This is a genomic window from Roseovarius albus, assembly GCF_900172335.1.
Taxonomy (GTDB): Bacteria; Pseudomonadota; Alphaproteobacteria; order Rhodobacterales; family Rhodobacteraceae; genus Roseovarius; species Roseovarius albus.
In genome coordinates, this window is the sequence record NZ_FWFX01000001.1 from 202,449 (window position 1) to 228,000 (window position 25,552).

The 25,552-nt window shown below is 54.4% G+C and carries 28 protein-coding genes and 1 tRNA gene; 15 read left to right on the plus strand and 14 right to left on the minus strand.

The annotated features are described in order from the left end of the window. Nucleotides 1-30: 30 nt before the first annotated feature. Nucleotides 31-570 carry an NADPH-dependent FMN reductase gene (locus tag ROA7450_RS00960; protein ID WP_085803746.1) on the plus strand — a complete coding sequence of 180 codons (540 nt, stop codon included), beginning with the start codon at nt 31-33 and terminating at the stop codon, nt 568-570. Nucleotide 571: 1 nt separating this feature from the next. Next, entirely contained in the window at nt 572-817 is a 246-nt protein-coding gene (locus ROA7450_RS00965; RefSeq protein ID WP_085803747.1) for a DUF2798 domain-containing protein, read from the plus strand. Between the two features lie 78 nt (nt 818-895). On the opposite strand, the gene ROA7450_RS21220 is transcribed toward ROA7450_RS00965, so the two are convergent. Both ROA7450_RS21220 and ROA7450_RS00975 read right to left on the minus strand, forming a co-directional pair. After that, nucleotides 896-1,054, minus strand: a complete 159-nt coding sequence (locus ROA7450_RS21220) for a hypothetical protein (RefSeq protein WP_234999373.1) — start codon at nt 1,052-1,054, stop codon at nt 896-898. Between the two features lie 279 nt (nt 1,055-1,333). Beyond that, nucleotides 1,334-1,690 carry a helix-turn-helix domain-containing protein gene (locus ROA7450_RS00975; protein ID WP_234999375.1) on the minus strand — a complete coding sequence of 119 codons (357 nt, stop codon included), beginning with the start codon at nt 1,688-1,690 and terminating at the stop codon, nt 1,334-1,336. 211 nt (nt 1,691-1,901) lie between these two features. Here ROA7450_RS00975 and ROA7450_RS21495 point away from each other — a divergent pair, with 211 nt between their 5' ends. Genes ROA7450_RS21495 through ROA7450_RS00985 form a run of 3 tightly spaced genes read left to right on the plus strand, consistent with a single transcriptional unit; the run spans nt 1,902 to nt 3,351 of the window. Continuing rightward, nucleotides 1,902-2,132 (plus strand): helix-turn-helix transcriptional regulator, encoded by a 231-nt coding sequence (locus ROA7450_RS21495; protein ID WP_143534310.1) that lies wholly within the window; start codon nt 1,902-1,904, stop codon nt 2,130-2,132. Further along, on the plus strand, nt 2,132-2,338 hold the full coding sequence (locus ROA7450_RS00980; protein WP_085803750.1) for a hypothetical protein: 207 nt from the start codon (nt 2,132-2,134) through the stop codon (nt 2,336-2,338). Before ROA7450_RS21495 ends, ROA7450_RS00980 begins: the two co-directional genes overlap by 1 nt. After that, nucleotides 2,332-3,351: a tyrosine-type recombinase/integrase gene (locus tag ROA7450_RS00985; protein WP_085803751.1), complete on the plus strand. Its 1,020-nt coding sequence runs from the start codon at nt 2,332-2,334 to the stop codon at nt 3,349-3,351. The genes ROA7450_RS00980 and ROA7450_RS00985 overlap by 7 nt, the downstream gene beginning before the upstream one ends. Before the next feature lie 80 nt (nt 3,352-3,431). On the opposite strand, the gene ROA7450_RS00990 is transcribed toward ROA7450_RS00985, so the two are convergent. Beyond that, a tRNA-Cys gene (locus ROA7450_RS00990) sits at nt 3,432-3,505 on the minus strand. A gap of 148 nt (nt 3,506-3,653) precedes the next feature. On the opposite strand from ROA7450_RS00990, the gene ROA7450_RS00995 reads away from it, so the two are divergent. The 3 genes from ROA7450_RS00995 to ROA7450_RS01005 all read left to right on the plus strand — a co-directional run bounded on the left by ROA7450_RS00995 (nt 3,654) and on the right by ROA7450_RS01005 (nt 6,559). Next, complete coding sequence (locus tag ROA7450_RS00995; RefSeq protein WP_085803752.1) at nt 3,654-4,307, plus strand: protein-L-isoaspartate O-methyltransferase family protein; 654 nt, start codon at nt 3,654-3,656, stop codon at nt 4,305-4,307. A gap of 30 nt (nt 4,308-4,337) precedes the next feature. After that, nucleotides 4,338-5,747: a TolC family outer membrane protein gene (locus ROA7450_RS01000; protein WP_085803753.1), complete on the plus strand. Its 1,410-nt coding sequence runs from the start codon at nt 4,338-4,340 to the stop codon at nt 5,745-5,747. 113 nt (nt 5,748-5,860) lie between these two features. Then, nucleotides 5,861-6,559, plus strand: a complete 699-nt coding sequence (locus ROA7450_RS01005) for a hypothetical protein (RefSeq protein WP_085803754.1) — start codon at nt 5,861-5,863, stop codon at nt 6,557-6,559. A 14-nt stretch (nt 6,560-6,573) separates the two neighbouring features. On the opposite strand, the gene ROA7450_RS01010 is transcribed toward ROA7450_RS01005, so the two are convergent. After that, nucleotides 6,574-8,037, minus strand: a complete 1,464-nt coding sequence (locus ROA7450_RS01010) for a cobyric acid synthase (protein ID WP_085803755.1) — start codon at nt 8,035-8,037, stop codon at nt 6,574-6,576. Between the two features lie 56 nt (nt 8,038-8,093). Here ROA7450_RS01010 and ROA7450_RS01015 point away from each other — a divergent pair, with 56 nt between their 5' ends. Then, entirely contained in the window at nt 8,094-8,675 is a 582-nt protein-coding gene (locus tag ROA7450_RS01015) for a cobalamin biosynthesis protein CobQ (protein ID WP_085803756.1), read from the plus strand. A 68-nt stretch (nt 8,676-8,743) separates the two neighbouring features. On the opposite strand, the gene ROA7450_RS01020 is transcribed toward ROA7450_RS01015, so the two are convergent. Beyond that, entirely contained in the window at nt 8,744-9,064 is a 321-nt protein-coding gene (locus ROA7450_RS01020) for a DUF6280 family protein (RefSeq protein WP_085803757.1), read from the minus strand. Nucleotides 9,065-9,291: 227 nt separating this feature from the next. Here ROA7450_RS01020 and efp point away from each other — a divergent pair, with 227 nt between their 5' ends. Further along, on the plus strand, nt 9,292-9,855 hold the full coding sequence (gene efp / locus ROA7450_RS01025; RefSeq protein ID WP_085803758.1) for an elongation factor P: 564 nt from the start codon (nt 9,292-9,294) through the stop codon (nt 9,853-9,855). Between the two features lie 43 nt (nt 9,856-9,898). Here efp and ygfZ read toward each other — a convergent pair whose 3' ends face one another. After that, a complete protein-coding gene (ygfZ, locus tag ROA7450_RS01030) occupies nt 9,899-10,627 on the minus strand; it encodes a CAF17-like 4Fe-4S cluster assembly/insertion protein YgfZ (protein ID WP_085803759.1) in 729 nt (242 codons plus the stop codon). Nucleotides 10,628-10,692: 65 nt separating this feature from the next. Here ygfZ and ROA7450_RS01035 point away from each other — a divergent pair, with 65 nt between their 5' ends. After that, a complete protein-coding gene (locus ROA7450_RS01035; RefSeq protein ID WP_085803760.1) occupies nt 10,693-11,385 on the plus strand; it encodes a TIGR04283 family arsenosugar biosynthesis glycosyltransferase in 693 nt (230 codons plus the stop codon). Here ROA7450_RS01035 and ROA7450_RS01040 read toward each other — a convergent pair. Further along, nucleotides 11,369-12,052, minus strand: coding sequence for a phosphatase domain-containing putative toxin (locus ROA7450_RS01040; protein WP_085803761.1), 684 nt, complete (start codon nt 12,050-12,052; stop codon nt 11,369-11,371). The genes ROA7450_RS01035 and ROA7450_RS01040 overlap by 17 nt on opposite strands. Nucleotides 12,053-12,199: 147 nt before the next feature. Here ROA7450_RS01040 and ROA7450_RS01045 point away from each other — a divergent pair, with 147 nt between their 5' ends. Next, nucleotides 12,200-13,393: a pyridoxal-phosphate-dependent aminotransferase family protein gene (locus tag ROA7450_RS01045; RefSeq protein ID WP_085803762.1), complete on the plus strand. Its 1,194-nt coding sequence runs from the start codon at nt 12,200-12,202 to the stop codon at nt 13,391-13,393. Nucleotide 13,394: 1 nt separating this feature from the next. Here the strand turns inward: ROA7450_RS01045 and ROA7450_RS01050 are convergent, their stop codons facing one another. The 3 genes from ROA7450_RS01050 to ROA7450_RS01060 form a co-directional block, all read right to left on the minus strand. Further along, on the minus strand, nt 13,395-14,498 hold the full coding sequence (locus tag ROA7450_RS01050; RefSeq protein WP_085803763.1) for a pyridoxal phosphate-dependent aminotransferase: 1,104 nt from the start codon (nt 14,496-14,498) through the stop codon (nt 13,395-13,397). Nucleotides 14,499-14,592: 94 nt separating this feature from the next. After that, nucleotides 14,593-15,795, minus strand: coding sequence for a multidrug effflux MFS transporter (locus ROA7450_RS01055; RefSeq protein WP_159453972.1), 1,203 nt, complete (start codon nt 15,793-15,795; stop codon nt 14,593-14,595). Next, the gene (locus tag ROA7450_RS01060) at nt 15,788-18,814 is read right to left on the minus strand and encodes a valine--tRNA ligase (RefSeq protein WP_085803765.1); all 3,027 of its coding nucleotides are present in this window, start codon (nt 18,812-18,814) and stop codon (nt 15,788-15,790) included. Before ROA7450_RS01060 ends, ROA7450_RS01055 begins: the two co-directional genes overlap by 8 nt. A 124-nt stretch (nt 18,815-18,938) precedes the next feature. On the opposite strand from ROA7450_RS01060, the gene ROA7450_RS01065 reads away from it, so the two are divergent. Then, nucleotides 18,939-19,676, plus strand: coding sequence for a DUF3592 domain-containing protein (locus tag ROA7450_RS01065; RefSeq protein WP_159453973.1), 738 nt, complete (start codon nt 18,939-18,941; stop codon nt 19,674-19,676). 159 nt (nt 19,677-19,835) lie between these two features. Here the strand turns inward: ROA7450_RS01065 and ROA7450_RS01070 are convergent, their stop codons facing one another. Continuing rightward, nucleotides 19,836-20,546 carry a hypothetical protein gene (locus tag ROA7450_RS01070; protein ID WP_143534312.1) on the minus strand — a complete coding sequence of 237 codons (711 nt, stop codon included), beginning with the start codon at nt 20,544-20,546 and terminating at the stop codon, nt 19,836-19,838. Between the two features lie 331 nt (nt 20,547-20,877). Between ROA7450_RS01070 and ROA7450_RS01075 the strand changes: the two genes are divergently transcribed. Beyond that, on the plus strand, nt 20,878-22,062 hold the full coding sequence (locus ROA7450_RS01075) for an aminotransferase class I/II-fold pyridoxal phosphate-dependent enzyme (RefSeq protein WP_085803768.1): 1,185 nt from the start codon (nt 20,878-20,880) through the stop codon (nt 22,060-22,062). Nucleotides 22,063-22,147: 85 nt separating this feature from the next. Here the strand turns inward: ROA7450_RS01075 and ROA7450_RS01080 are convergent, their stop codons facing one another. Beyond that, a complete protein-coding gene (locus ROA7450_RS01080) occupies nt 22,148-22,966 on the minus strand; it encodes a DUF2189 domain-containing protein (RefSeq protein ID WP_085803769.1) in 819 nt (272 codons plus the stop codon). Nucleotides 22,967-23,260: 294 nt separating this feature from the next. Further along, nucleotides 23,261-24,172 carry a pirin family protein gene (locus ROA7450_RS01085; protein ID WP_085803770.1) on the minus strand — a complete coding sequence of 304 codons (912 nt, stop codon included), beginning with the start codon at nt 24,170-24,172 and terminating at the stop codon, nt 23,261-23,263. A 169-nt stretch (nt 24,173-24,341) separates the two neighbouring features. On the opposite strand from ROA7450_RS01085, the gene ROA7450_RS01090 reads away from it, so the two are divergent. After that, entirely contained in the window at nt 24,342-24,869 is a 528-nt protein-coding gene (locus ROA7450_RS01090; RefSeq protein WP_085804124.1) for a hypothetical protein, read from the plus strand. On the opposite strand, the gene ROA7450_RS01095 is transcribed toward ROA7450_RS01090, so the two are convergent. Further along, nucleotides 24,811-25,551, minus strand: a complete 741-nt coding sequence (locus ROA7450_RS01095; protein WP_085803771.1) for a TadE/TadG family type IV pilus assembly protein — start codon at nt 25,549-25,551, stop codon at nt 24,811-24,813. The two genes, ROA7450_RS01090 and ROA7450_RS01095, sit on opposite strands and share 59 nt — an antisense overlap. Nucleotide 25,552 lies beyond the last annotated feature (1 nt).

A 25,552-nucleotide genomic window follows, 5' to 3' on the forward strand; every position in this document is an offset into this window, starting at 1 on the left:
AACATGTGAAAAAGAAATTGGAGAATACCCATGAAAATCCTGACATTTGGTGCAAGCAACGCCAAGAGCTCCATCAACAAAGCGCTGGCGCGGTTTACCGCGACGTTAGTCCCGGGCGCCGAGATAGAGGTCCTGGATCTGAATGACTACGACCTGCCGATCTATAGCGAAGATCTTGAGAAAGAGGTCGGTCGACCTCCAGCGGCCCAGGCGTTCTTCGAGAAGATCGGCGCCGCTGACGGGGTGATCGTATCCTTCGCGGAACATAATGGATCCTATACCGCCGCCTACAAGAACCTCTTCGACTGGGCGAGCCGGATCGATCAGAAAGTGTTCCAGGACAAGCCAACGGTCTACCTTTCGACCTCTCCGGGACCCGGAGGCGCGGCAAGCGTGCTGGCTTCAGCAAAAGGCTCGGCCCAGTTTTTCGGGGTAGACCTGAAGGCGGCTGTTTCCGTTCCCAACTTTTACGATGTCTTTGATGCGGAGACCGGGCGAATCGATGAGCCGAGCGCCTTGGCAGACCTAACCGCCGCGGCCGAGACCTTGGCCCTACAAGAGGCCGCTTGACATGATACGTCGTGGGCATCTACAGCGCCTCGCCGGCTCTTTGGTCATGTCGTCTTTCATGTCCGTGGCTCTCTCAGGGGTGTTCAGCCACTTGGAATTCGGGCTCTCGTGGACGTGGCTGCAAGCCTGGTGGCAAAGCATTCTGATCGCACTGCCGGTCGCGTTCTCGCTGGATATGATTTTCGGAGACAAGCTCCGCTTTCTGTCAGGCAAGCTGGCAGACAAAGCGGCAAGCGCTTGGCCATAACAATTGATGTTCGGGAGGGCGGTCAAGCCTTTCCGAACTCGGCGCTGCGGATACCCAGTGTCAATCTCCCCCAACTATTCAATGCAGAAAGGGTAACCCCATGAAACGCGTTTTGTCCCTGATAACAACCGTCTTCTTCACCCAGTCGGCTGGCGCGGTTTCTTCACTTTCGATCCCGACGGCAACACTGTTGAACTTGTCGCCAAAGACCCGGATTGGGCCGACCCTTCCGATCAATCATCCGAGACATCCGATTGGTGAACCAATTGCAAAAGCGGTCATTGGTTGAGACCTCTGCAACGTCAGCTTCGTCCGCACAACTGACCTTTAGCCCAAGTTAGATTGTGCAATCATAACGAACAGCAGCAATGCGTATTGCCACTGGCTGCATAAAATCCGGGGCTGATCTTCTAGTCGACAAAATGCAAGCAAGTTTTATAAATCTTTGCTTCGTTGACCTAGTCCTAACGCATAACAATTACAAAAGAAGCCAAGCAGCGCTGGGTTTGAATAAGGTCATTGAGATGATTGGCTCGGGAACTTGTTGCTTCCTTCATAGCAATGTATTTCGTGCAGACCTTTTTTAAGTCTAACGCCAGCTCCTTCACCATTCTCTTCGATAAATATAATGCCTGCGTCTTGAAGGGTCACAATTAATGCTTTGGCCGTTGATTGAAGGCCTCCTAATTGCCCTCCAGCAGCTTCTAAACGTTTAATTGTTGGTAAAGAGACACCGGACCTTTCAGCATGTCTCGCTTGGGTCCAACCTAATAGAGCACGCGCTGCTTTAATTTGTTCGGTTGATACTTTTAGTATTGACATTGGGCGGCATCTCCAAGCGATACTAAAGGTATTAACATTGAGTGAAGCCATTGCAATGAAAATCGGAAAACTACCGCTTTAAGCTTCCGGATACATATTTTCCTGAGAAAATAATAGTATATAAGATGTTGATATATATTGATTAATTAAATTTTTGTGAGAGTGAGTGTCATGATTTTGCGGAAAGTAGGGGAAACGCCAGAGGAAAACAGATTCTTTGGGCGGCAGTCTATGTCTGAAACTGGCAAACATTGGAGTAGATATGTCATCAATTGTCACAGAATGTAAAACGCCCTTGCTAACTCAAGTGGAGGTTGCGGCACTTCTTAAGGTATCTCAGCGCCAAGTGCATCGAATGGTCGTAGATGGGCGCTTTCCACCACCGATCAAAATCGGAAACCAAAATAGGTGGAGTGCACGATGTGTGTCCAATTATATCCTGAGCCTTGAAGGAAATTCGAAGTCGGTTTGTTCCAAAGGGCAGGTGCTTTGATGAAACAAATTGTCCCTTTATTTGTTGGAGAAACCAAAGCCGCGAAGCTCTTGGATATCAAGTTGGCGGACTTTCGTACGCTCGTTCAACACGGCGTTTTACCCAGAGGTAATCGACTAGGGAATTTTGAGCGCTGGGATGTGGAGTTGCTCAAGTCGATCGTTAGCGGCGCTCACATTGCTAATGCAGGAGAAGTGGAATGGTGAATCAAAGAAAGAAACTTCTTTGGCGGCATCCAGCCGGTAGGTGGTATGTTCGTAAGTACGTTAACGGTAGAATGGTCTATCTCGGGAGAATTACAGCTCAAGAAGGCAGTGAAGAATTTGATCGGCAATACTGGGAAATTGTCAGCGGTAAACGTTTTGAAGCCAAAACCTCATGGAGTGCTTTGATCTGTGCTATGAAGGAGACTGAAAAGTGGGCAAACCTCTCTTCTCGGTATAGAAAAGATCTAGAAAAAGTATTTGACTACTTAGAACAGAAAATTGGCCGATTAGATGTGGCACGCCTTACCCAAGCGGACATCTACGACGCGATGGAGAAAAATCGCCACAGAGTTCGGTTTGCAAACTACCTTCCGACGGCGATCAGCATGCTATCCAAATTAGCTATCCGTAAAAGGTGGCGCAAGGATAACCCTGCGATTGATGTCGAACCCTTGAAGGTGCCCAAAACACGGCAGAAACCGCACTTGCCATGGGCCGATTGGGCTGTCGACAGAATGCGTGATGAGGGAGAAGAACTCCCGTCGTTGATCTTTGAAATTGGTGTTGGCAGCGTCCAGCGACCTGGAGATTGGGTGACGTTTCAATGGGGAGACTATGATGGAGAAACGCTTCGGGTCGTTCAAAACAAGACCGGAAAGCTTTTACTTCTACCATGCACAACCTCTCTGAAATCTACACTGGATCGAGCGAAATTGGATTTGGGATTTGAGCCACATCCGGCGCGGCACATTCTCACGCGCAAAGACGGTTCGGCGATGGATTACCACGCAATGGCCCGGGTCATGGTGCGAGAACGCAAGAGATTAGGGCTAATGGACTTCGATCAGCACGCCTTACGCTATCGTGGCGTAATGGAGTTGGCTTGGGCTGGTTGTACCGATGATGAAATAGCCAGTTATAGCGGTCACACCTCTAAAGCGATGATTATAAAGTACGCTGGTGAGGCAAGACGGATCATGCGAGCGCGCCAAGCAGCGGCAAAGCGTAAGTGAACAGAACAAGTACAGAACGAGAATCTGATACCCGAGGTGATACCCTATGCAGAATGAAATTCTTAACCCATTGAAATTGTTGGAGGCGAGTACCGGAATCGAACCGGTGTACACGGATTTGCAATCCGCTGCGTCACCACTCCGCCAACTCGCCTGCCGTGTGGTTGCACCGCATTAGCGGATTGCAGAAAGCGGTGCAAGAGGCATCGGTGATGCAAATGCAGAGTTCTTGGCATTGTCGAGCCATGGGGAATGTGTCAAAACTTGCTAGAGGAAAAATGTCTGTCTTGAAGGCTGAATGAATGACTGATTTTGCAACACGCCGCACCTTTATGGTGGACTCGCAGATCCGGCCGTCGGATGTGACCAAGTTTCCGATCATTGATGCGATGCTTTCGGTGCCGCGAGAGGCGTTTGTACCGGCGGAGAAGGTTGAGGCCGCCTATGTCGGCGATAATCTCGAAATCGCTCATGGGCGCGTGGTGATGGATCCGCGGACCATTGCCAAGATGTTGGATGCACTGGACATCCGGGATGATGAGTTGGTGTTGGATGTCGGGTGCACTTATGGATATTTTTCGGCGTTAATGGCGCGCATGGCCGAAGCCGTAGTTGCCGTGGATTCCGATGCCGCCATGCTTGAAGATGCGCAATCAACGCTGTCCGATATAGGTGCTGACAACGTTATGTTGCACCGAGGAGCGTTGGCCGAAGGGGCGGCAGAACACGGGCCATATGATGTGGTCGTGATTGAAGGAGCGGTTGAGAATTTACCAGATGCCCTGCTAAATCAGATAAAGGACGGGGGGCGCATTGCGTGTCTTTTTGCCGAAGGGGCCTTGGGCGTCGTAAAAATCGGGTATAAGATAGACGGGCAGGTGAACTGGCGCTTTGCGTTCAATGCGAGTGCACCAGTCTTGCCGGGTTTTGAACAAGAAGAACAGTTTTCGTTTTAGAGCAGGAACGCAAGGATACAGGGAATCCACATGAAACATATCGTTTTCGGAGCATTTCGAAGAGGCTTACTAACGGCAAGTGTCATTGCGGTGTCCACAGTTTCAGCGAAAGCTGAGAATCTTGCCGATACCTTGGTGAGCGCTTATGAACACAGCGGGTTGTTGCAGCAAAACCGCGCTTTGTTGCGTGCCGCTGATGAGGACGTCGCACAGATTGTGTCTCAGCTTCGGCCAATCATCAATTGGACAGCGGATATAACACAGAGTTTTGGCGAGCGAGAGACCAACAACTTTCAAAGTGATTTAGATGGCACCAATTTTAGTGGCGGAATCGAGTTGAGCTTGCTGCTTTATGATTTCGGAGAGACGCCACTGCAGATCGAAGCTGCGAAAGAAACGGTGCTGGCCACGCGTGAGAGCCTACGCAGTGTTGAACAGCAAGTGTTTTTTCGGGCAATTCAGGCCTATATGAACGTCTTGCGGAACGGCCAATTTGTATCGGTGCGTCAAAACAACGTACGTGTGCTTCAAGAAGAATTGCGCGCAGCGGGCGACCGTTTTGAAGTGGGGGAAGTTACGCGGACTGATGTCGCGCAGGCAGAGGCACGACTGGCAGAAGCTCAAAGCGGTCTGTCCACGGCAGAAGGGGATTATATCCAAGCCGTCGAAGAATTTCGCGCCGCTGTTGGGCGTGCCCCAAACAATCTCAGACAACCGACAAGCCTGCCGAAACTGTCGGGTGATGTTGAAGCGGCCAAATTGATTGCAGTACGTTCACACCCGGATATGCTTCAGGTCCGTCATCAGGTGGCCTCAGCAGATTTGACATTGTTGGCAGCCGAAGCGGCCATGCGCCCTGAAATAAGCCTGTTTGGTGCTTTGAATGGAACGGAAGAGATTGACGGCAGTGATTATAGCCACGATGGAAGTGTTGGTGTGCGCGTAACAGGGCCAATTTACCGAGGCGGATTGCTCAGCTCTCAGAAGCGCCAAGCGCAGGCTAGAAGAGATGCCGAACGTGGCAATTTGCATGAAGTGCGTCATGAGGTGAAACGTACGGTTGGCAACTCTTACGCCGTTCTAGAAGCGGCACAAGCGTCCAGTCGATCCAGTCGCGAACAGGTGCGTGCCGCACAGGTTGCTTTTGATGGTGTTCAAGAAGAGGCCAAGCTGGGGGCGCGTACAACGTTGGACGTCCTGGATGCAGAGCAAGACCTGTTGGATGCAAAGACAAATCTGATTTCTGCTGAGACCGATGTTTACATCGCGGCTTATGCGGTTTTGTCATCGACGGGACAACTGACTGCTGATGAGCTCAATTTGAACATCCAAAGATATGACCCCGCAGCATATTATAATCTGGTTAAAAGTGCGCCTGTGAAGCTCAGTCCACAGGGCAAAAAATTGGATAAGGTGCTGGAAGCTCTCGGCAAAGACTAACGACGACAGCGATGCAAGGTGCCTATCGCCGGTTACCCGCGGTAATTGTGTAAAATTGTTGTAGAAACAGCGGCGTGGCGTTAAGCTAAGTTAAGAGGAATTGGTGACTGGGTATGCCGGACAGAGTGACAAATATCGAAATTGAAGATGTTCTTTCATCTATTCGTCGATTGGTCTCGTCTGATGAAAGAGAGCCCAGAGCCGATGCCGAGGTCGCATATCAAACAGAGCCAGACGAGAATAAGCTGGTTTTGACACCGGCCCAGAGGATCGATCCCGAGGATGAATCCTTGGATAAATTTAATCCCAAAGCTGTCGAGGGAATTGATGACGTTTCAGATGCTGGTGACGCTGATGAACGGGTTCAGACATTTCGTTCGGGCCGCCGTTTGGAAGCGCGCGCTGCAGAAGTTGAAGCGGTCGTTGCCAAACAAGAGGATGAATGGGAACCTGATGGCGCAACGGAAGACGCTTATGCGGATAATCTGATCTCGCCGTTTCCGTGGGCGCATGGTTCGGCAACTTCGACGGACTATGTCGAAATCGCGGAAGATGATGAGAATGCATCTGACTCAAGTGGCACCTTTCGTTTAGGCGAGGCACAATCGAAGATCAAGGCAAGTGCTGACACGGACGAATTTAACTGGGTCATCGAGGGCACGGAGATTGATGAAGCTGCTTTGCGCGACCTTGTGTCTGAAATTGTAAGACAGGAATTACAAGGTGCACTTGGGGAACGCATCACCCGCAACGTGCGCAAGCTGGTGCGTCGTGAAATTCAACGGGCCTTACTCGCACATCGGTTGGATTAATCTCTGGGCTTACCTTATGATTTGATGATGTCCACTTTCGCAGACAATTTCCACAAAAGATCCAAGTCTAGGTGTCTCTCAACGTGCGCGGCTAACGCATCAAGCGTGGAATCAACCGTTGCCGAAAACGCCAAGTTTGAGCTGGTGCCAAGCTCATCCAGATAAGTTGATCTGAACTGGTCCGAAGAAAACAGGCCATGCAGATAGCATCCTTTGATCCGACCGTCGGCTGATGCCGCGCCTTCTGGTCGGCCAGAGACCTCAAGCCAAGCGCGAACGCAATCTGGGCCGTTGGTTTCCCCGATGTGAATTTCATACCCTTCTACGCTGTCGCCGGTGGCACGATAGGTGGCCTGCGTGAGTGAAAGGTGTTTGTGAGGGATCATTACGGTATTGATGTCTAGGTGGCCCAAACCCGCGACCGTGCAGGCGGGGCCTTCGATCCCCTCTGGGTCGGAAATTTCGCACCCAAGCATCTGATAACCACCGCAGATACCCAGTACATGGCCACCACGCCGGATATGCGCCTGAAGGTCTATATCCCAACCCTGAGCCCGAAAATGCGCCAGGTCGGCGATAGTCGATTTGCTTCCGGGGATCAAAATCAGATCGGCGTCGCCGGGCAGGGGGCGACCTGACTCGATGATCTCGACGCTGACATTGGGTTCAGAGCTCAGCGGGTCAAGGTCGTCAAAATTGGCAATCCGGTTCAATCTGGGCACAGCGATCTTAAATGCGCCGCCTTTGGAACTGCTGATGTCCATGACATCCTCGGCGGGCAGGCGCCACGCCTGATCAAACCATGGCAAAATGCCAAGCGAAGGCCAGTCAGTGCGCTTAGTGATTTCGGTCAACCCATCATCGAACAACGAAACATCGCCACGAAATTTGTTGATGGCATAGCCTTTTATGCGATTGGCGTCCTCATCTGGTAAAATCACCTGAGTGCCGACCAATTGCGCGATCACCCCGCCACGATCAATGTCGCCCAGCAAGATCACTGGCACATTTGCAGCCTCGGCAAATCCCATGTTGGCGATGTCACCTTTGCGTAGGTTGATCTCGGCCGGGCTTCCGGCCCCTTCAACGACGACCAAATCAGCCGTTTCTGCCAACCGGTGAAAGCTCTCAAGCACGGCCTTCATCAAATGCGGTTTAGCCTTGGCATAGTCTCGTGCGCGCAGTGTGTCATACCGTTGCCCCTGAACGATCACTTGCGCTCCGGTATCTGTTTCAGGCTTCAGTAGAACAGGGTTCATATCGGTATGGGCATCACGCTTGCATGCCAAGGCTTGTAAGGCTTGCGCACGACCGATCTCGCCTCCGTCTACCGTCACAGCCGCATTGTTGGACATATTCTGGGGTTTGAACGGTGCAACCTTGAGACCGCGGTTGTGAAAGGCCCGCGCAAGGCCCGCAACGACCATAGACTTGCCGACGTTTGAGCCGGCACCCTGTATCATGATTGCTTGTGTCATCGACCGCTCTGTGTTTGCCTAGGCCCTGATAGCATAAGGCAGTGCCAGAGGAAGAGATGAATACGCCTGCGCATTTGATTTTTGCCACCGCAGCCTTTGCGCGCCCTGATGAGCCCCGTCGCACTTTGGCTGCTGTGTGTGGGGCATTGGCACCTGATTTGTCGCTTTATCTCATGTCATTCACGGCGTTGGTCGTATTGGGATATAGCCCGCAGTATGTATTTGATACGTTGTATTTCTCTCGCGCCTGGCAGCAGGTTTTCGCGATCGACAACTCCTTCATCCTGTGGGGACTGGCCTTTGCAATTTGTGCTTTTCTGAAGGCTAGGAATGCGATGGTGTTCACGGCCTCGGCCTTGCTGCATCTCGCATTCGACTTTCCCTTGCATCATGACGATGCGCGCGCCCACTTTTGGCCGGTCTCTGACTGGGTTTTTGAAAGTCCATTAAGTTATTGGGACCCAAATCACCACGGAGGTGCAGTGGGAGCCATCGAAATTGCGGTTTCTTTGGCGCTTTGTGTTGTGCTACTCATACGCTTTCAAAGCTTCCGTTCGCGGGCTTTGATTGGGGTTTTGGCAATGACACAAATCATGCCGCTTGTGCTTTGGGCTTATGTGTTCGCTCTTGGAACCTAACCTAGCCTAAAAATGAAAAAGCCCTGCCAAAAGGCAGGGCAAAGTCAGCTGTTCAAATTCGGGTAGGCTCAGGCCGCTTCGGCCTGTGCAGCCGCATTGCGGCGTTCGCTTTCTTCGCGTGACAGGGCAACAGACGTGCGCACGCCTTTCGAGACAAATTCCATCAGGCCGGACACCACTCGCTCATTGGGGTCAATGCCGGCACAGCTCAGCACCTCGCGGCCATCACGTGACCGCGCCCAGCGGGCGATTTGCTCGGGTCCATTGCCATATTTCTTGTCATCAGAAATGGCATCGTCCAGTGCAGCCAGTACGACAGCTGCGAAAAGTTTACGCGCACGATTACCCTGTTCAGCATTGAAAGCCGTGCCGTCAACGAAATCCTTCATGGTTCGTCCTTGTCTTATTGCTCTTGCGTTTCTGTGTGTTTTGGGCGTTCAGGTGGTTATGACGAAGTTTTAGCGATTCGGATAGGCTTTTAATGCATAGCTCCCATGCAAATGCTGCATGAGCATTCTGCAGCTGCAGCACAACACCTTGTCACCTTGCCTGCCATAGCTTCGACATATATAGGGTGGGATCAAATCGGATCAAGTTTTAGACAGGGTTTTCTGCGATGCCAAAGATCAATGGAAATGAAATTCGGCCGGGTAACGTGCTGGAACATAACGGTGGATTGTGGAGCGCCGTAAAGGTCGATCACGTCAAACCGGGCAAGGGCGGCGCCTTTGCACAGGTCGAAATGCGCAATCTTCGCAATGGCTCAAAGCTTAACGAGCGTTTCCGCAGCGCCGACAAGGTTGAGCGTGTGCGTCTGGAGCAAAAAGATCAGCAGTTCCTTTATGAAGACGATGGAATGCTTATTTTTATGGACTCTGAGACATACGAGCAGATCCAATTGTCGGCCGAACTCTTGGGTGATCGCCGTCCATTCTTGCAAGATGGCATGACGATTGTTGTAGAGTTTCACGAAAACGAAGCTCTCAATGCGACCCTGCCGCAGAAGGTTACTTGCCGCATCGCAGAAACCGAGCCCGTGGTCAAAGGTCAGACCGCCGCGAACAGCTTCAAGCCTGCTGTTCTCGACAACGGCGTCAAGGTGATGGTGCCGCCATTTGTTGGCCAGGATGAAGACATCATCGTCAACACCGAGACCATGGAGTATTCCGAGCGCGCGTAAATGTCGCAGTCTTTGGAACAAAAAGGGGGCAGCTGCCCCCTTTTTATGTCCGTTGTAACGTGGCGTCACCGGCCTGCATGTCACTGCTGGCGCGATCAAATCGCAGATAGGCAATCGCTTGGTCACCTGATTGGGTCAGCAAAGTACCCACGATTTTACCGTTTGCGGTGATGTCCGTACCTACCGGAGCAGCACCGTCGATTCGAACAGAGGCCAAACCTTTGCGCAATTCAGTCTTGTGTTTCATACGCGCAGTGACCTCTTGGCCAACATAGCAACCTTTCTTGAAGTCTACCCCGTTCAGGCGTTCAAACCCCATTTCGAGGATGTAACTGTCCGACGTTAGCTCGATTTCAGTTTCAGGAATGCACTGGGCCACCCGTATCGCGGCCCAATCGCTTCCATCATCACCTGCCTTCTCACCATAAAGCCGCCATCCCAGATCCGGGTGGCGCGGATCGCGCAGGGCACCGTCTGGGGCGGGTCCAGTCCCGCAGTATACATTTGTTTCGGTCTCGGAAATCTGCACTTCGGCACGCAATCGATACATGTTCAGCCGTTGCAGGAGAGAAGGTGCAAGCGCGCTGTCGACATCCAGCAGGATGCCGTCCTCGTCCTCGCGCAGGAAAAAGTCAGCCAAATATTTCCCCTGTGGTGTCAGCAGCGCAGCATAGACCAGCCCCTGACCAAGCTTATCAACATCATTGGTCACCAGCCCTTGAAGAAAGTCATGAGCGTCTTTGCCGCTTACTTTGAGGATCGTGCGTGTCATGGCTATTTCCATTCTTTTTACGCATGTAATATAGGGTAGAGAACTGGGTACAACAGGGTTGCTGAATGCGCGCGCCTCTTTCTGTCATTATTCCAACTTTAAACGCAGCGGACGCCCTTGAGAATTCTCTGCCGATGTTGGCCGAAGGTCTGCAAACGGGCCTCATTCGGGAGTTGATCATTTCAGACGGCGGCTCGGGTGATGCTACATTGCAGATTGCGGATGCAGCGGGCGCAGTTGTTGTGAATGGCGCGCCGTCGCGTGGCGGGCAACTGCACCGAGGGGCACTGGCAGCATCTGGGGAATGGATGTTGTTTCTTCACGCAGATACTGTCCTACCGAATGGATGGGTCGAGCTGGTCGAACAACAATTTCGAAAATCCGCCCCTGCCTATTTTAAACTTCGTTTTGACCGCGTTGGAATGCGGCCCTCCCTGGTGGCAGCATGGGCCAACTTTCGCGCGCGGGCCTTGGGACTGCCCTATGGTGATCAGGCCTTGCTGATATCACGACATGATTATGCCACTGCGGGTGGGTACCCTGACATTCCATTAATGGAGGATGTGGCGCTTGTGAGATCACTGCCCAAGATTACAGCGATGCCTGCCTCTGTTACTACCAGTGCCGCCAGATATGAGCGAGAGGGTTGGCTGCGACGGGGTGGGCGAAATCTATCATTGTTGATGCGCTATCTGTCTGGGGCGGATCCGAATGATTTGGCGCGCCGGTACGGGGGTGACCTTAGAACCAGGGTTTGAAGTTTGCTTCGAACTCTTTTTGCATCTGTTTGTCGTCGTATTCGGTTTTCACCCATTCCTCAAAACCAATCGGGCTTTGAGCATTGCGCGCCTCATAGCAATCCAGCAGGTAATCCAGAACGCCCGTGCGCGAACTTTTGATATGCACGTATTTGAAGCTGAGCATCTTGCGCGCTTCTGACACAGGCCGCCCTTCAATTTCCATCAGGTAGATGGCGGAGGCAAAACCAGCGCGATCAGCGCCCGATTTGCAATGCATGACAAAGGGCTTTTCGATTGTGCGAAAGGCGTCGATGACGGCCAAAATATCCTTTGGCGGGGCCGCTGTACGGGCGTGCAGGGTGCAGTTAACCAAAGTGAGGCCAAGCTGACGGCAGCTTTCTTCCTCAACCAGATAATGCGCAGCCCCAGCCGCACCACGCAGGTTCAGGATGCTTTTGATCCCCATGGCCTTGAGTTTGACAAAGCGTTCGTGCGTCGGCTGGTTCGAACGGTAGACCCCCGGTGCGACCTCAAAGAAGTTGGTCCAGAACTTACGCAGAACAGCGTGATCAAACCACATGTTATAGATATGGGCGCGTCGGCGATTTTCAGGCGTCGACAGATCGGTGTTGTATGAGGCGCGCACACCTCGTTCCCAGTCTGCAATGCGCTTGAAAAGCTTCATGATTTGTCACGCTCCGTCCGGTTGGCCGGGACGGGCCCGGTCGCATTCATTTAGTTGGGCTTGGACCAGATGACAAGACAGTGACACCTGATTGGCCCCAGTCGTGGCAGGCGTACAGTCCTGAGAGATTCTGACAGGAGAATACGCATGAACCTTTCGCAAGGTCGATCCTATCTGGCAATACCGGGGCCGTCGGTCATGCCGGATGAGGTATTGAACGCGATGCATCACGCCGCGCCCAACATTTATGGGAGTGCCCTGAATGATCTGGCAGCGAGTTTGGCACGTGACCTGAAGAAGGTAGCTCGCACCGAAGGCCAGGTCGCAATGTATATCAGCAATGGCCACGGCGCGTGGGAAGCGGCGCTCGCCAATCTTTTTACCCCGGGCGACAAAGTGTTGGTGCTGGCCACCGGCCGGTTCGGGCACGGTTGGGGAGAGATGGCCACGGCGCTTGGCTTAGAGGTTCAAGTAGAGGATTTCGGAAAGAGTTCCGCTGTGGATATGGATCGATTCCGCGCACTGTTACAGTCGGATTCCTCTCATGGAATCAAAGCGGTCCTTGTGCCTCATGTTGATACCTCAACCTCGGTTCGCAATGACGTTGCCGCCATGCGCGCTACACTCGATGAATTGAAACACCCGGCGCTGTTTATGGTCGACTGTATCGCCTCACTGGGGTGTGACCGATTTGAGATGGATGCCTGGGGTGTCGATGTGATGGTGTCGGCTTGCCAAAAGGGGCTGATGGTGCCGCCGGGGTTGGGCTTTGTGTTTTACAGCGATAAGGCAGCGGCCATTCGGGCGTCAATGGAACGCGTCAGTAAATATTGGGATTGGCAACCTCGTTCTGATCCGAAAGTCTTCTATCAGTTCTTCGGGGGCACCGCCCCGACACATCATATGTTCGGCCTGCGCAAGGCGCTGGACATGATCCTTGAGGAAGGGATGGAGCATGTCTGGAAGCGGCATGAAATGCTGGCGAATGCGATCTGGGCGGCTTGTAAAAAATGGTCAGATTCCAATGTATTATGGCTGAATGTTGATAAGATTGAAAGCCGCAGCAACGCGGTGACCTTGATCAACTTGAATGCTCCGGATGGGGCGCGGGTGCGGGATTGGGTGGAACGGACCGCCGGGCTGACTTTGGGGATCGGGCTGGGGATGGAAAGCACCGAGGATCCGAATGCCGATGGCTATTTCCGTATTGGACATATGGGGCACGTGAATGCTCATATGATCCTTGGGGTTCTGGGCACGATTGATGCGGCTTTGAAAGCCCTGGATATTCCACATGGCGAAGGCGCATTGGAAGCGGCAGCGCGCGAGTTATCTCGCTGATCTATTTGGCATTTTCCAAAGCGATGGGAAGAGCTTTCGCAAGGTGTTCAAGATCCGCCTCGCGGCCGCAGCTGATACGGATGCAGCGGTCTTGCGGGGCGACAAAGGGCATGCGGACGAAGACGCCTTGTTCGATCAAACCGCTGAGAACCTTGCGGGCAAAGTCACCGTCTACACCGCAATCAACAGTGACGAAGTTGGCGGCAGAGGGCAAGGCGGTCAGGCCGTTTTGGGCGGCAATGTCGGTAATGGCGGTCCGTGATTGTGAAACCTTTTCAATGGTTTGATTGATCCACTCTTGATCTTCCAGCGCTGCCATGGCTCCAGCTTGTGAGAGCAAGCACATGCCGAAATGATTGCGGATCTTGTCAAAGCTGCGGATGAGGTCAGCTGTGCCAATGGCATAGCCGACGCGTGCCCCGGCCATGCCGTAAGCCTTTGAAAAGGTGCGCATTCTGATGACACGCGGATCATCTGTGCTGATTTCGGGGGACGTGCCTTCTGGGGCAAATTCAATGTAAGCTTCATCCAGCAAAAACAGGCAGTTCTCGGGCAGATCAGACAGCGCGGCGGTGATGTCCGCGCCCGGGTAAAATGTACCCATTGGGTTGTCAGGGTTGGCGAAATAGATCAGCTTGGCTTTTGCTGATTTAGATTTATTAATAAGGGCTTGTATGTCTTCGTGGTCATCTTTGTAAGGGACTTTGTGGAGCTGCCCACCGTAGCCGGAGACGTGGTAGTTGAAGGTGGGGTAGGCGCCGTCGGAGGTGACGACGGGGTCGCCGGGGGAGATCAGCAGGCGGACAAGGTAGCCGAGCAAGCCGTCAATCCCTTCGCCGACGAGGATGTTTTCGGGGCCCACATTGTGATGTGCAGCCAAGGCGTGACGCAGGGCATGGCTATCAGGTTCGCCGTATTTCCAAATGTTATCAGCGGCTTGACGTATGGCTTCAAGTGCTTTGGGCGAAGGGCCAAAGATGTTTTCATTGGCCCCAAGGCGGGCCAAAAACGGTGCGCCGCGCTGCCGTTCCATCTGTTCGGGGGCGACAAAAGGCACCGATGAGGGCAGGGATTCAATGAGTTTTGTGTAGCGTGGGCCGGTCATGGTGATCCTTAAACGCAGAAAAATTTGGTACAAGTGGTACCACTGGTACGCAGGTTTGGTACCAAATTCTACAATTGGTTAAGCCGGTGTTAAGTCAGACCTGCAAAGCGCGCCGTTTGAGCAGCAAGGTTCCCACCGACAGCAGGCCAAAGATGGCCATGGTGATCGGGATGGCACGGTGGCTGCCGTCAAACAGAACCGTGGCCAAAGCGGCCCCACCTGCACCCATCGCGGTCTGGATGGTGCTCATGAGTGAGGTAGCAAAGCCGGGCATCTCGCCTGCGGGTTCCAGCGCCAATGCAACAGAGGTCGGGTAGACCATGCCAAAGCAAAAGACATAGAGACAGACCACGCCCCAAAACAGGGGCAGGGTCGGCGTGGTCAGAGCGGAGACGACCGAGACCAGCGCGGCCAGTCCAAGCAACATCACGGACAAAGAGGTGATCCGGGCGAGCGGGACGGTCTTGAGCATTTGCCGGGCCGAGAGCGCGCCGCAGGTGTTGGCAAGGGCCGCGAGGGCGAAGAGCGAGCCAAACGCTTGTGGCGAGACGTGATAGACGTTTTCGGTCAATACCGCGCCAACGGAGAGGATCGCGGCGTATCCAGCAAAGGCGAAGCTGCTGGCAACAACTGGGACGACATAAGCCGGGAGGGCGAAGAGTTGGCGCGAGGAGGCGGCGACAAAGGACCACGTGAAGCGATCCGGGCGGCGCTCGGTCATTGTCTCTTCGATCACAAAGATGGTGTAGGCGAGGAAGATCAGCCCTAGCAGGGTCAGCGCCCAGAAAATGGCACGCCATTCAAACAAGACCAGTAAGCCAGAGCCCAAGACCGGGGCAATCAGGGTGGCCACGGTCAGAATGGCGGTCAGGACGGTCAGGATGCGGGCGGCCTCGTTGCCGGAACTGACATCACGCACCATGGCGCGGGCAATCACTGGCGCACCGCCGGTAAGGCCCTGCAGGATGCGGCCCGCGATCAACACCTCGAAACTGGGGGCGAGGGCGCAGAGCAGGCTGGAGGCGGTGAAGCTGATGAGGCTGAGGATCAGGGCAAGGCGACGACCAAAGGCATCAGAGAACAGACCCCAGAGCATCATCCCGGCGGCATAGGCGAGGAAGTAGCTGCCCACCAGCATCGCGCCGAGGGATTCCTTAACGCCGAAAGAGCGGGCGATGACGCCGGTGGCGGGCAGGATGATGTCGATGGAAATGGCCGTCAGCGCGGTGATGCCGCCGAAAAAGATCAGGGCATCGCCGCGCTGAAAAGCGTGCTTATCCTCGGAAGGCTCAGCCAATCTCGGCCAGCCGTTCAAGCGCGGCGCGCAGTTTGTCGGCCTCTTCCTCGCGCAGGGCAAGGTTTTCGCGTGCCTCGGCCACAACCTCATCCGGGGCGGAGGCCACGAATTTGGGGTTGTTCAACCGGCCACGCAGACCGCCAAGTTCTTTGTCGAGCTTGCCGATGTTTTTCTCAAGTCGGGCCTTTTCAGCGTCGACATCGATGATGTCTGCCAGCGGCAGGCCAAAGCTGCCGCCCTCAACCGCGATTGTGGCGCAGCCTTTAGGGAAGGCATCGGTTTTGCTGAGGCTGTCGATGCGGGCCAGGCGCTTGATCATCACTTCGTTGTTGTCCCACGCAGCCTGACCTGCGGCATCCAGATCGGTGACCAGAACGGGAATGTACAGACCAACCGGCACATGCACCTGCGCGCGGGCGGAGCGGACAGATTCGATTAGATTGATGACCCAGTTCATTTCACGGTCGGCGTCGGCATCGACCAGTTCGCTGCCGTAGGTGGGCCAGTCGGCGTGGATCAGCATTTTCTGACGCTCGCCCAGATTGCCCCAGAGCTCTTCGGTGATGAAGGGCATGATCGGGTGCAGCAGGATCAGGCATTGATCGATGACCCAGCCCATGGTGGCCTGGGTTTCAGCCTTCATCGCGTCGTCGCCATCCAGCAGCAGGGGCTTGGACAGTTCGACATACCAGTCGCACACCTTGCCCCAGACAAAGGCGTAAAGCGCCTGTGCGGCATCGTTGAAGCGGTACTGCGCCATAGCGGCATCGACCACCTCGCGCACCTTTGCTGTTTCGCCCATAATCCACTTGTTTACGGTCGCTGTGGGGGTGGGCAGGGAGCCGTCGTTGCCAACCGCGCCGTTCATTTCGGCGAAACGGGCGGCATTCCATAGCTTGGTGCCAAAGTTGCGGTAGCCGGCGATACGCTGCATGTCGAGCTTGAGCACGCCGCCAAGTGCGGCCATGGCGGCCGAAGAGAAGCGCAGGGCGTCAGCGCCGTATTCGTCGATCACTTCGAGCGGGTCAACGACATTGCCGACGGATTTCGACATCTTCTTGCCTTTGGCATCACGCACAAGGCCGTGCAGGTAGACGGTGTCAAACGGGATTTCATCGACGACAGCCAGCTGCATCATCATCATCCGGGCGACCCAAAAGAACAGGATATCCTGACCGGTGACCAGCGTGGAGGTCGGGAAGTAGCGTTTGAGTTCATCCGTCTCTTCCGGCCAGCCCAGAGCGCCGATGGGCCAGAGGCCAGAGGAGAACCAGGTGTCGAGAACGTCGGGGTCGCGCCAGATGCCAACTTCGGTTCGCTCATCAAGACCTTTAGATGTTTGTCGGTCTTCTACTTCGTACAGGAAGTTCGGGTTATCGTCCCATCCAGCTTCATCGTAGTATTTCAATGCCTTGGCCAAAGCGTCTTCTGAGTTTGAAGCGCAGAAGGATTGAAGGTCATCACTTTCCCAGCTCAATTTCTCCCTATCGACGACGCCAGGCCCATACCACACCGGGATCTGGTGACCCCACCAGAGCTGGCGCGAGATGCACCAGGGCTCGATGTTTTCCAGCCAGTGGTAATACACCTTTTCGCCGCTTTCGGGCATGATTTTGACCCGGCCATCCTTGACCGCGTCCAGCGCGGGGCCAACGATTTTTTCCGCATCGACAAACCATTGGTCTGTCAGCATCGGTTCGATCACAACCTTTGAGCGGTCGCCAAAGGGCTGCATGATCGGTTTGTTTTCGACGTAGGGCACGGTGACTTCGATCTCGTTGCCTTCGTCATCCTTTTGCGTCGCGGTCGTCATCACAGCGAGGCCCTCAGACGTGATTTGATCCACCACCAGTTTGCGCGCCTCGAACCGGTCAAGGCTGCGCAGGTCATCGGGGACGAGATTGATGGCGTCGGCCTCATTCTCGGACAGGGTTTGCTCGCCCTGCGCGACGGACATGGCAATGGCGGCCGCCTCGGCATAGGGCGCGCCGTCAGTGCGCATGTGGCCGCGGGTGTCCATCAGGCGGTACATCGGGATGCCGCCGCGCTTGGCGACCTGATAGTCGTTGAAGTCATGCGCGCCGGTGATTTTCACGGCACCCGAGCCAAAATCCTTGTCCGGGTATTCATCGGTGATGATCGGGATCAGGCGGCGGTGTTCCTTTGGCCCGACCGGGATCTCAACGAGCTGGCCGACGATGGGCGCGTAGCGCTCGTCACTTGGGTGCACGGCCACCGCGCCGTCGCCCAGCATGGTTTCGGGGCGGGTGGTGGCGATGGAGATATAGTCGCGCTCTTCCGTGAGTGTGACGTTGCCGTCTTCGTCTTTCTCAACGTACGTATAGGTGGCCCCGCCCGCGAGCGGGTATTTGAAGTGCCACATGTGGCCGGGGGTGTCGATGTTTTCGACCTCGAGATCGGAAATCGCGGTTTCAAAATGCGGGTCCCAGTTGACCAGACGTTTGCCGCGATAGATCAGGCCCTTGTTGTACATGTCGACAAAGACTTTGATCACGGCGTCGTGGAAATTGGGCGCGCCGCTGTCTTTGTCTGGGTCGCCTGCCGCGCCGCCCATGGTGAAGGCCTCGCGCGACCAGTCGGCCGAAGCGCCGATGCGTTTCAGCTGGCCAATGATGGTGCCACGGGATTTGACCTTTTGCTGCCAGACGCGGTCGGTGAAAGCGTCGCGGCCCATCTCGCGGCGGGAAGGTTCGCCATTGGCGGCCATCTCGCGTTCGGTCACCATCTGGGTGGCAATACCTGCGTGGTCGGTGCCGGGCTGCCAGAGGACATCATGGCCCTGCATGCGGTGCCAGCGAATGAGAATATCCTGCAGCGTGTTGTTGAAGGCGTGACCCATGTGCAGGGAGCCTGTCACGTTGGGCGGTGGGATCATGATGGAAAAATGGTCAGCACCGGGCTTGGCATTTGCCCCGGCTTTGAAGGCACCTGCTTGTTCCCAGGCCTCGTACAGGCGGGGTTCAGCTTCGGCTGCGTTAAAGGTCTTTTCCATTGCCATTTTTCGTACTCGTCTTTGCGCTCATCAGGTGTTGTGCCTGCTGTAGCGAATGTGCAGCATGAGGGGAAGGGTTTTGGAGCCTGTTGCGGCAGACCTGGGCCGGATTGTGAGGGAGTTGGCGCAGATGAGTGGACAAATCGCACAAAAGCCGCCGTCGGTGTTGGCGTTGTTTTTGAAAATGGGCGGCTGGTTTGTACTGGCGCTGGGCGGGTTGATCCTGCTTTTCAGCGTGGTCGGGCAGAACAACTTCAAAACAGCAGAGCGGTTTGAGAGCGAAGGCCTGATGGCGCAGGCGGAAGTGGTCAAGAAATACACCAGCGAACATCGAGAACCCGATGGCGATATCGAGATCACCTATCGTCTGGTGGTGCAATTTACGCCTACCGGGAGCGATGTGGTGACGGTGGATCGTTCTGCGCCAAAGTCGATTTATGACAATGTGGAAGAAGGTGGGCGGGTCAAACTGTTCTATCTACCGAACCAGCCCAAGAAAGTGGAGCTTGTGCGTGGGGCCAGCCGTGCGGGGGCGACGTTTTTGTCACGGCTCAGTCTGGTGCTGGGGATCGTCTGGCTGGGTGCACTGTGGGTGGTCGGCCGTTGGGCCGTTGCGGGCGTGCGCGCACGCCGGTTTGGCAGGCGCGAAGAGGCGCTGGTGTCCGGGGTCAAACAAAGCCTGCTGACCATCAATGGGCGCCCGAGATTCCGACTGGTCTGGGTGGATTCACAGGGGCGCGAGGGGGTGAGCCTGCTGCACCTGTGGCCGGAGGTGGAGCACTACAAGGCGGGCGACCGCGTCGGGATTTACCATGGGATCAAATGGACCTGGTGGGTTGGGGATATTGGAGAGCGGACGGGGATGTGAAAGCCCCACTTTGAGCGCGGCCAGTGGCTTTTACAGCCACAGATTCAAGTTTGAAGCGGTTTCGATAGCTGTTAGGCCCTCTCTATTCTGAACGATATTTCCACAAGGGATGCTTTCAAGCGCTTTTGCGAGACTGCTATCAGGTAGATTCAAGGTCTTTTATCCACAGTATCGCGAAGTCACAGAAAATTCAGGTTCAAAAAAGTAATGTTCGTGAGGCGTTGGATAAGTATTCTTTTCATTTCTCCTCTCACCCAGGTACCTATGAAGACCATTGCCTGATATTATCCCATGTCTGTTTCCAGTCTGAGGAACAAACCGGTCCTTTCCATAAGGAAGCCCCCGGGAAGGATACGTTCTTCTTAAGGTCTGGCAAATAAGCTGCGCCTTTGCCGAGGACTGTACAGCCTGACCAGGCTCGATCTCCATGATATTCACAAGATGACCGGCTTTGACCGTTAGATTCTGAATTTCAAAAGTAAACGTCTCATTCAATTCGAAAACATGAGTGTTCGCGCCTGAGCCAAATAGAAATTCTTCGCCCTGCCAGTCTACTCCAGCAGCAAATTTCAACCGAAACTCCCCAGGTGGGACAAGAACTTTGAAGAATGCCCCGCCGGCAATGTAAGCAGCCATGGCGTCTTCACCGCTTTCAGCATCGATCAAGGTCAGAAAGTAATCTTGCCCTGCTGGCGTTTTGACCTGAAGTGGGAAAACAGCGGGAAGGCCGGTGCGATTCCACATGAGACCGGCAGTTTGAGTGGTTCCAGCCGCCATCTCATTTCCGGCGCTGGCAAATGTGGACACTGCACATAGCCAAAGCTGAAGGGCTAAAATACAGATGGGTTGACTATGAATCAGTTTCGACAAAACAGCCTCTTGTACTGTGGTCCTTGATCTTAACTCACTTAATTGTACCATTTTTGAGACGAAGCGTGATGTCGTATTTCTTTAGAGCTTTCGCATGATACGGAGCGGTATCTAAGGGCTCCAACAGCGAAACAAACCTGCAGCATGGCCATAAAAACCCGATTCGTGATCGGCGTCCGTTTATGACACGAATTATGACACGAAGGTCGAATTCGTCTGATGTGCAACATATTATAGCAAAAAGCTGCGTCATTTGTGGTCTTCTGCTATCGTTGAATGGGGGCGGCAAAGCCGCACGGATCTGATGTCGCGAAGGTCATGGGGGACGCCAATGTCTGTAACAGCAAAAAGAGCAACAGAGGCCGCGCAGGCCATTCGGAAGGTTGAAGCTTTCTTTACATCTTACAGTGCTGCGGTGAAGGAGACGCCTGCGGTTGCGGATTTTACCTTTGGCAATCCACAGGAAATGCCGCTGCCTGCGGTTGTGAATGCGCTGAAGACACATGCTGAACCGCAAAGTGTTGATTGGTTTGCTTATAAAACCAACGAGAGTGACGCCTGCGAGTTTGTGGCGAACGCGCTGTCGAAAGAACTGGCGCTGTCGTTCGAGGCAGACGACATTGCACTGACCAAAGGTGCCTTTGGCGCGATCAAAATGGCGTTCACGATGTTGCTGGAACCAGGTGACGAATGCATCGTACCGCTGCCGGGGTGGTTTTGCTACGGGCCGATGCTGGCGGCGGCTAATGCCAAAGAGGTGCAGGTGCCGCTTGATCCGGTCAACTTTGACCTCGATCTGGAAGCCATCGCCGGTGCCATAACTCCGCGCACAAGGATCTTGGTGGTGAACACGCCACATAACCCGACAGGGCGGATCTATTCGCGCGCAGACCTTCAGCAGCTTGCTGACTTGCTGGAGGTGAAATCAGCCGAGATCGGACGTCGCATCTGGATTTTGTCGGATGAGCCTTACCGTCGCATTCGATTTTTTGGCCTTGGTTTTACCACGCCTGCCGCTGTCTATCCGCATACTTTGATTGATTATTCTTATGGCAAGGTGCTTCTCGCCCCTGGTTTGCGACTTGGGTATCTCGCGATTTCACCGACATTGCCGGATGGTGAACGTGAAGAGTTGCGGACGCTGCGATTTGCGGTGCAGATGGCGGATGGGTGGAATATCCCTGATGCGCCGCTGATCTATGCGCTGCCGGATCTCGAAAACGTCTCAATCGACATTGCTGCGCTGGATCGGCGTCGCGAACGTATGTTGGGTGCTTTGGGGCAGTGGGGATACAAGATGACACGACCGGAGGGCACCTTTTACCTCTGGGGGCGTGCCCCGGGGGGCGACAGCGATGCCTTTGCCGCGCGTCTGCAAAAGAGCGGCGTCTATGTGATGCCCGGATCGGTGTTCGACCGGCCCACCGATTTCCGAATTTGTCTGACGGCCACGGACGAGATGATCGAAAACGCTTTGCCTGCTTTTCAAGAGGCCGCAGAGAGTTTGCTGGATTGATGTCGGGCATCGTAAGTTACACTTGTTTGCTCCTGCGAAGGGCGTACTCCAGTCGGGAGGCTTTTCGACACTAATGTATCGAAGATCACCCCTCTGCTGGGGATACGGCCCGCAGATAGAGATGCCAAGTGGTATGGCCAAGGATGGGCAGAGTGAAAATCAGACCCAGAAAGGCTGGAACCAGCGACAACAGCATGGTGACGGCGACAATCGCGGCCCAGGCGAGCATGACCGCGGGGCTTTCCAAAACAACGCGAATGGACGTTAACATTGCAGAAATGAAATCAATATCCCGGTCGAGCAGCATGGGCATGGTGATAACGGTCACAGAAAAGAGGACAGCCGACAGAAATGCGCCTAAGCAGGTGCCAATCGCAAGGAAGGTCCAGCCTTCCTGTGTGTAGAAAACAGTGTTCAAAAACCCGTTCAGATCCGAAAAGGATGAGTCTTGCAGGACAATCACCAGCACAGTTCGAAACTGGTAAAACCACACCCATAAAATGAACAAGGTGACAAAAGCCATCCAGCCCATTTCACGCTTGCGTTGTTTGATCATGACGGTGAGGACTTCAGACCAGCCGAAGTTCTTTCCCTGCTGCAACCGGCGGGACATCTCATAGAGCCCGGCGGCAGCAAAGGGTGCGACCAGTGGAAAGCCTATGGCGGCGGGAATGACCATCCAGATTTTGCCGAGCCAGAACAGGCACCAAACAAATAGGATTCCGAACACCGCATAGAACAGGCCAAAGAATCCGCTCATGACGGGACGCGCAAGAAAGTCAGAAAACCCGGCCTTCAGAGACTCGGTGATATCGTCCACTGTCACCTTTTTGACGGCAGGGCTGCCCGGCTGTTGCGGCGTCGGATTGCCTGGTGGTATGGGACCTGAGGTCTTGGATGTCACGCTCACTCCTCCCAAAACATGTCGCCGCGCTGGTCTTTTTAGCAGCAGACCCTGTGATAAACAAAAGATCCTCTCTTCGCGCAAGTTTGCATCAGGTGAGGCATTGGGGCAAGAGCGGGCCTTTGGCCCGAGCTAGATAGATGGAGAAAGGATTTGGGAAGTCTGCGTCGTCCCGCATTGCGGTTGCTGGTGGATTGTCAGTGTAGCCGTCAGGCTATGAAGGAATTGTAACCACATGTCTTGGCCTTCTCTGCCAACGGGCTTTGAGAAGGCCAATTTTCGGGAGGTTACGCATTAATGCGCTGGGCGGATGAAGGTGCCGTTTTGCAGCTCTTGTACCGCGCGCTGGATTTCTTCGCGAGTGTTCATCACGATCGGCCCATGCCATGCCACAGGTTCCTGAATGGGGGCGCCCGAGACCAGTAAAAAACGCACGCCTTCCTCGCCCGCCTGCACGGTGATTTCATCACCGGTACCAAAGCGGATCAGGGTGCGGTTACCCGACAGATCACGGATGTTGACCTCTTCGCCGCCGATGTCTTTTTCCAGCAAGATGCCGGTGGGTTTGGAGGCATCTGCAAAGGCTGCGCCGCCCTGAAACACATAGGCGAAGGTGCGTCGGTAAGTGTCCAGCCTGAAGGTCTTTTTTATGCCAGCGGGCACGGTGACATCGAGATACTGCGGATCGGCGGCAATGCCGTCCACAGGGCCGCGTTTGCCCCAGAAGTCACCGATGATGACCCGCACCTTGGTGCCGTCGTCATCAATCACTTCCGGGATGTCGGGGGATTTGACATCTTGATAGTGCGGGGCGGTCATTTTGAGGGATGACGGCAGGTTGGCCCAAAGCTGGAACCCGTGCATCTGGTCCTGTGCATTACCGCGTGGCATTTCCTGATGCATGATGCCCGACCCGGCGGTCATCCATTGGATATCACCCGCGCCAAGTGTGCCGCGATTGCCAAGAGAGTCGCCATGATCGACCTCACCCTCAAGAACGTAGGTGATGGTTTCAATGCCGCGATGCGGGTGCCAGGGGAAGCCTTTGGCAAATTTTTCCGGATCGTCATTGCGGAAATCGTCAAATAGCAGGAACGGGTCCAGTTCAGATGGATCGCCAAAGCCAAAAGCGCGTTGCAGATGTACGCCCGCCCCTTCTATATGAGGTTGCGCGTTTCGGGCTTCCAAAATTGGTTTGAGGGACATGTGTCACCTCCTTTCCCCCGCAAGATAGGGAGGACGGTGCTGTGCGCCAATGTGGTGATGTGTGAGATCAGGCACGCGACATGTGCGAATTTGTTCAGGAGAATTGCTGTGGCTGGTTTTATCCGCTATGCGCAATGACAACACAAACCGGACACCCAAGGGGACAGGCGTGACATCAGATGAGCAGGGACAAGAGGTTCTGGCGGTATTGCAGGCCTCGCCCGCGCGGCGGGGTTTTGGTGTGGGCGCGATGGGATTGCTGGGCTTTTTGCTGATCTACGTTGCGCTGAGCCGACCGCCTCAGAATATTCTGGGATTAGCGTTCTTGCTGGTGATCGGGGCAGGGGGGCTGTGGCTCGCCCGCGCAATGTGGCTGGCCACGGCGCAATATTTGGTACTGACCAAGACCGAGTTGCGCAGCAGTTCGGGCGAGTTGCTGGCGCGGGTAGAGGACATCGCTGGAATTGAACGGGGCATGTTCGCCTTCAAGCCGTCCAGTGGCTTTACCCTGAAATTAAAAGTCCCGGCTGCGCGTCGTTGGCAACCGGGGCTTTGGTGGCGATTAGGCGCAAAGCTTGGTGTGGGCGGGATGACCTCCCGCGGTCAAGCCAAGGCGATGGCGGATACGATCAGCGCGACTAAAGACCAGGTGTCCCAGTCCCCCCCGAACCGGTATTCCCCGCACCACCCGAATTAGAATCGGTTGTATCAGCGACTTCTTCTTCTTCGTCATCCCTGGGATCATTGGTATTCGCAACGTCCGGGGGGAAGTATCGTAGTTGAGGGGCAAACCGGAGGTCTGTAAAGACACGTGTTGAAACCCGCATGTCTTCATTGAAACCAACGTCGAAAATCGGCACGTATTTGGATTCGGATTCAACCATCAAGAGAAATTGACCATTGGAGCGAATGGGCAAGGTGTCATGAGAGTTCGCGACATCTACATCCTTTAGAGCGGTCATTGTGCCGGTTCCGCGGACTTCGGACCATTCGCTGACATAGGTGCCTGGGTCATCTTCGTTATCTGGATCGCCGGCGATGAATTGAATCATAGAGACGCGGATCTGGTTGGCGCCATTGTCGTTGGTGATCTCGTCGAACAGGCGCAGACTGTTGTCGATATAGGTGTCGGTAATGAATTCTTCCGGGCGATCAACGTTAATGTCTTCCCCTTCACCCTGCTCGCGCGAAATCATGTCCGCAATGGTGTAGGTCGCTTTGTCTCTGACACTGCGATAGCGGTGTGCCTCGAAAAACTCGTATGTTGCCCCCAAAAGCAAAATCAGCAAGGGCAACGTCACAGCGAACTCAACCATCGCCGAGCCTTCAGTGTCGTTTCGATAGCCCAGGAGATGTGACTTAATCGATTTAAAGATCATG

Excerpts from the sequence above, each read along its gene's own strand:
- efp (WP_085803758.1), top strand. The coding sequence starts at position 9,292 with ATGCCAAAGATCAATGGAAATGAAATTCGGCCGGGTAACGTGCTGGAA.
- ROA7450_RS01010 (WP_085803755.1), bottom strand. The coding sequence starts at position 8,037 with ATGACACAAGCAATCATGATACAGGGTGCCGGCTCAAACGTCGGCAAG.
- ROA7450_RS00985 (WP_085803751.1), top strand. The coding sequence starts at position 2,332 with ATGGTGAATCAAAGAAAGAAACTTCTTTGGCGGCATCCAGCCGGTAGG.
- ROA7450_RS00960 (WP_085803746.1), top strand. The coding sequence starts at position 31 with ATGAAAATCCTGACATTTGGTGCAAGCAACGCCAAGAGCTCCATCAAC.
- ROA7450_RS01065 (WP_159453973.1), top strand. The coding sequence starts at position 18,939 with ATGAGTGGACAAATCGCACAAAAGCCGCCGTCGGTGTTGGCGTTGTTT.
- ROA7450_RS21495 (WP_143534310.1), top strand. The coding sequence starts at position 1,902 with ATGTCATCAATTGTCACAGAATGTAAAACGCCCTTGCTAACTCAAGTG.
- ROA7450_RS01035 (WP_085803760.1), top strand. The coding sequence starts at position 10,693 with ATGCGCGCGCCTCTTTCTGTCATTATTCCAACTTTAAACGCAGCGGAC.
- ROA7450_RS01015 (WP_085803756.1), top strand. The coding sequence starts at position 8,094 with ATGAATACGCCTGCGCATTTGATTTTTGCCACCGCAGCCTTTGCGCGC.
- ROA7450_RS01075 (WP_085803768.1), top strand. The coding sequence starts at position 20,878 with ATGTCTGTAACAGCAAAAAGAGCAACAGAGGCCGCGCAGGCCATTCGG.
- ROA7450_RS01000 (WP_085803753.1), top strand. The coding sequence starts at position 4,338 with ATGAAACATATCGTTTTCGGAGCATTTCGAAGAGGCTTACTAACGGCA.
- ROA7450_RS00995 (WP_085803752.1), top strand. The coding sequence starts at position 3,654 with ATGACTGATTTTGCAACACGCCGCACCTTTATGGTGGACTCGCAGATC.
- ROA7450_RS00980 (WP_085803750.1), top strand. The coding sequence starts at position 2,132 with ATGAAACAAATTGTCCCTTTATTTGTTGGAGAAACCAAAGCCGCGAAG.
- ROA7450_RS01045 (WP_085803762.1), top strand. The coding sequence starts at position 12,200 with ATGAACCTTTCGCAAGGTCGATCCTATCTGGCAATACCGGGGCCGTCG.
- ROA7450_RS01050 (WP_085803763.1), bottom strand. The coding sequence starts at position 14,498 with ATGACCGGCCCACGCTACACAAAACTCATTGAATCCCTGCCCTCATCG.
- ROA7450_RS00975 (WP_234999375.1), bottom strand. The coding sequence starts at position 1,690 with ATGGCTTCACTCAATGTTAATACCTTTAGTATCGCTTGGAGATGCCGC.
- ROA7450_RS01085 (WP_085803770.1), bottom strand. The coding sequence starts at position 24,172 with ATGTCCCTCAAACCAATTTTGGAAGCCCGAAACGCGCAACCTCATATA.
- ROA7450_RS01095 (WP_085803771.1), bottom strand. The coding sequence starts at position 25,551 with ATGATCTTTAAATCGATTAAGTCACATCTCCTGGGCTATCGAAACGAC.
- ROA7450_RS01060 (WP_085803765.1), bottom strand. The coding sequence starts at position 18,814 with ATGGCAATGGAAAAGACCTTTAACGCAGCCGAAGCTGAACCCCGCCTG.
- ROA7450_RS01005 (WP_085803754.1), top strand. The coding sequence starts at position 5,861 with ATGCCGGACAGAGTGACAAATATCGAAATTGAAGATGTTCTTTCATCT.
- ROA7450_RS01020 (WP_085803757.1), bottom strand. The coding sequence starts at position 9,064 with ATGAAGGATTTCGTTGACGGCACGGCTTTCAATGCTGAACAGGGTAAT.
- ygfZ (WP_085803759.1), bottom strand. The coding sequence starts at position 10,627 with ATGACACGCACGATCCTCAAAGTAAGCGGCAAAGACGCTCATGACTTT.
- ROA7450_RS01040 (WP_085803761.1), bottom strand. The coding sequence starts at position 12,052 with ATGAAGCTTTTCAAGCGCATTGCAGACTGGGAACGAGGTGTGCGCGCC.
- ROA7450_RS00965 (WP_085803747.1), top strand. The coding sequence starts at position 572 with ATGATACGTCGTGGGCATCTACAGCGCCTCGCCGGCTCTTTGGTCATG.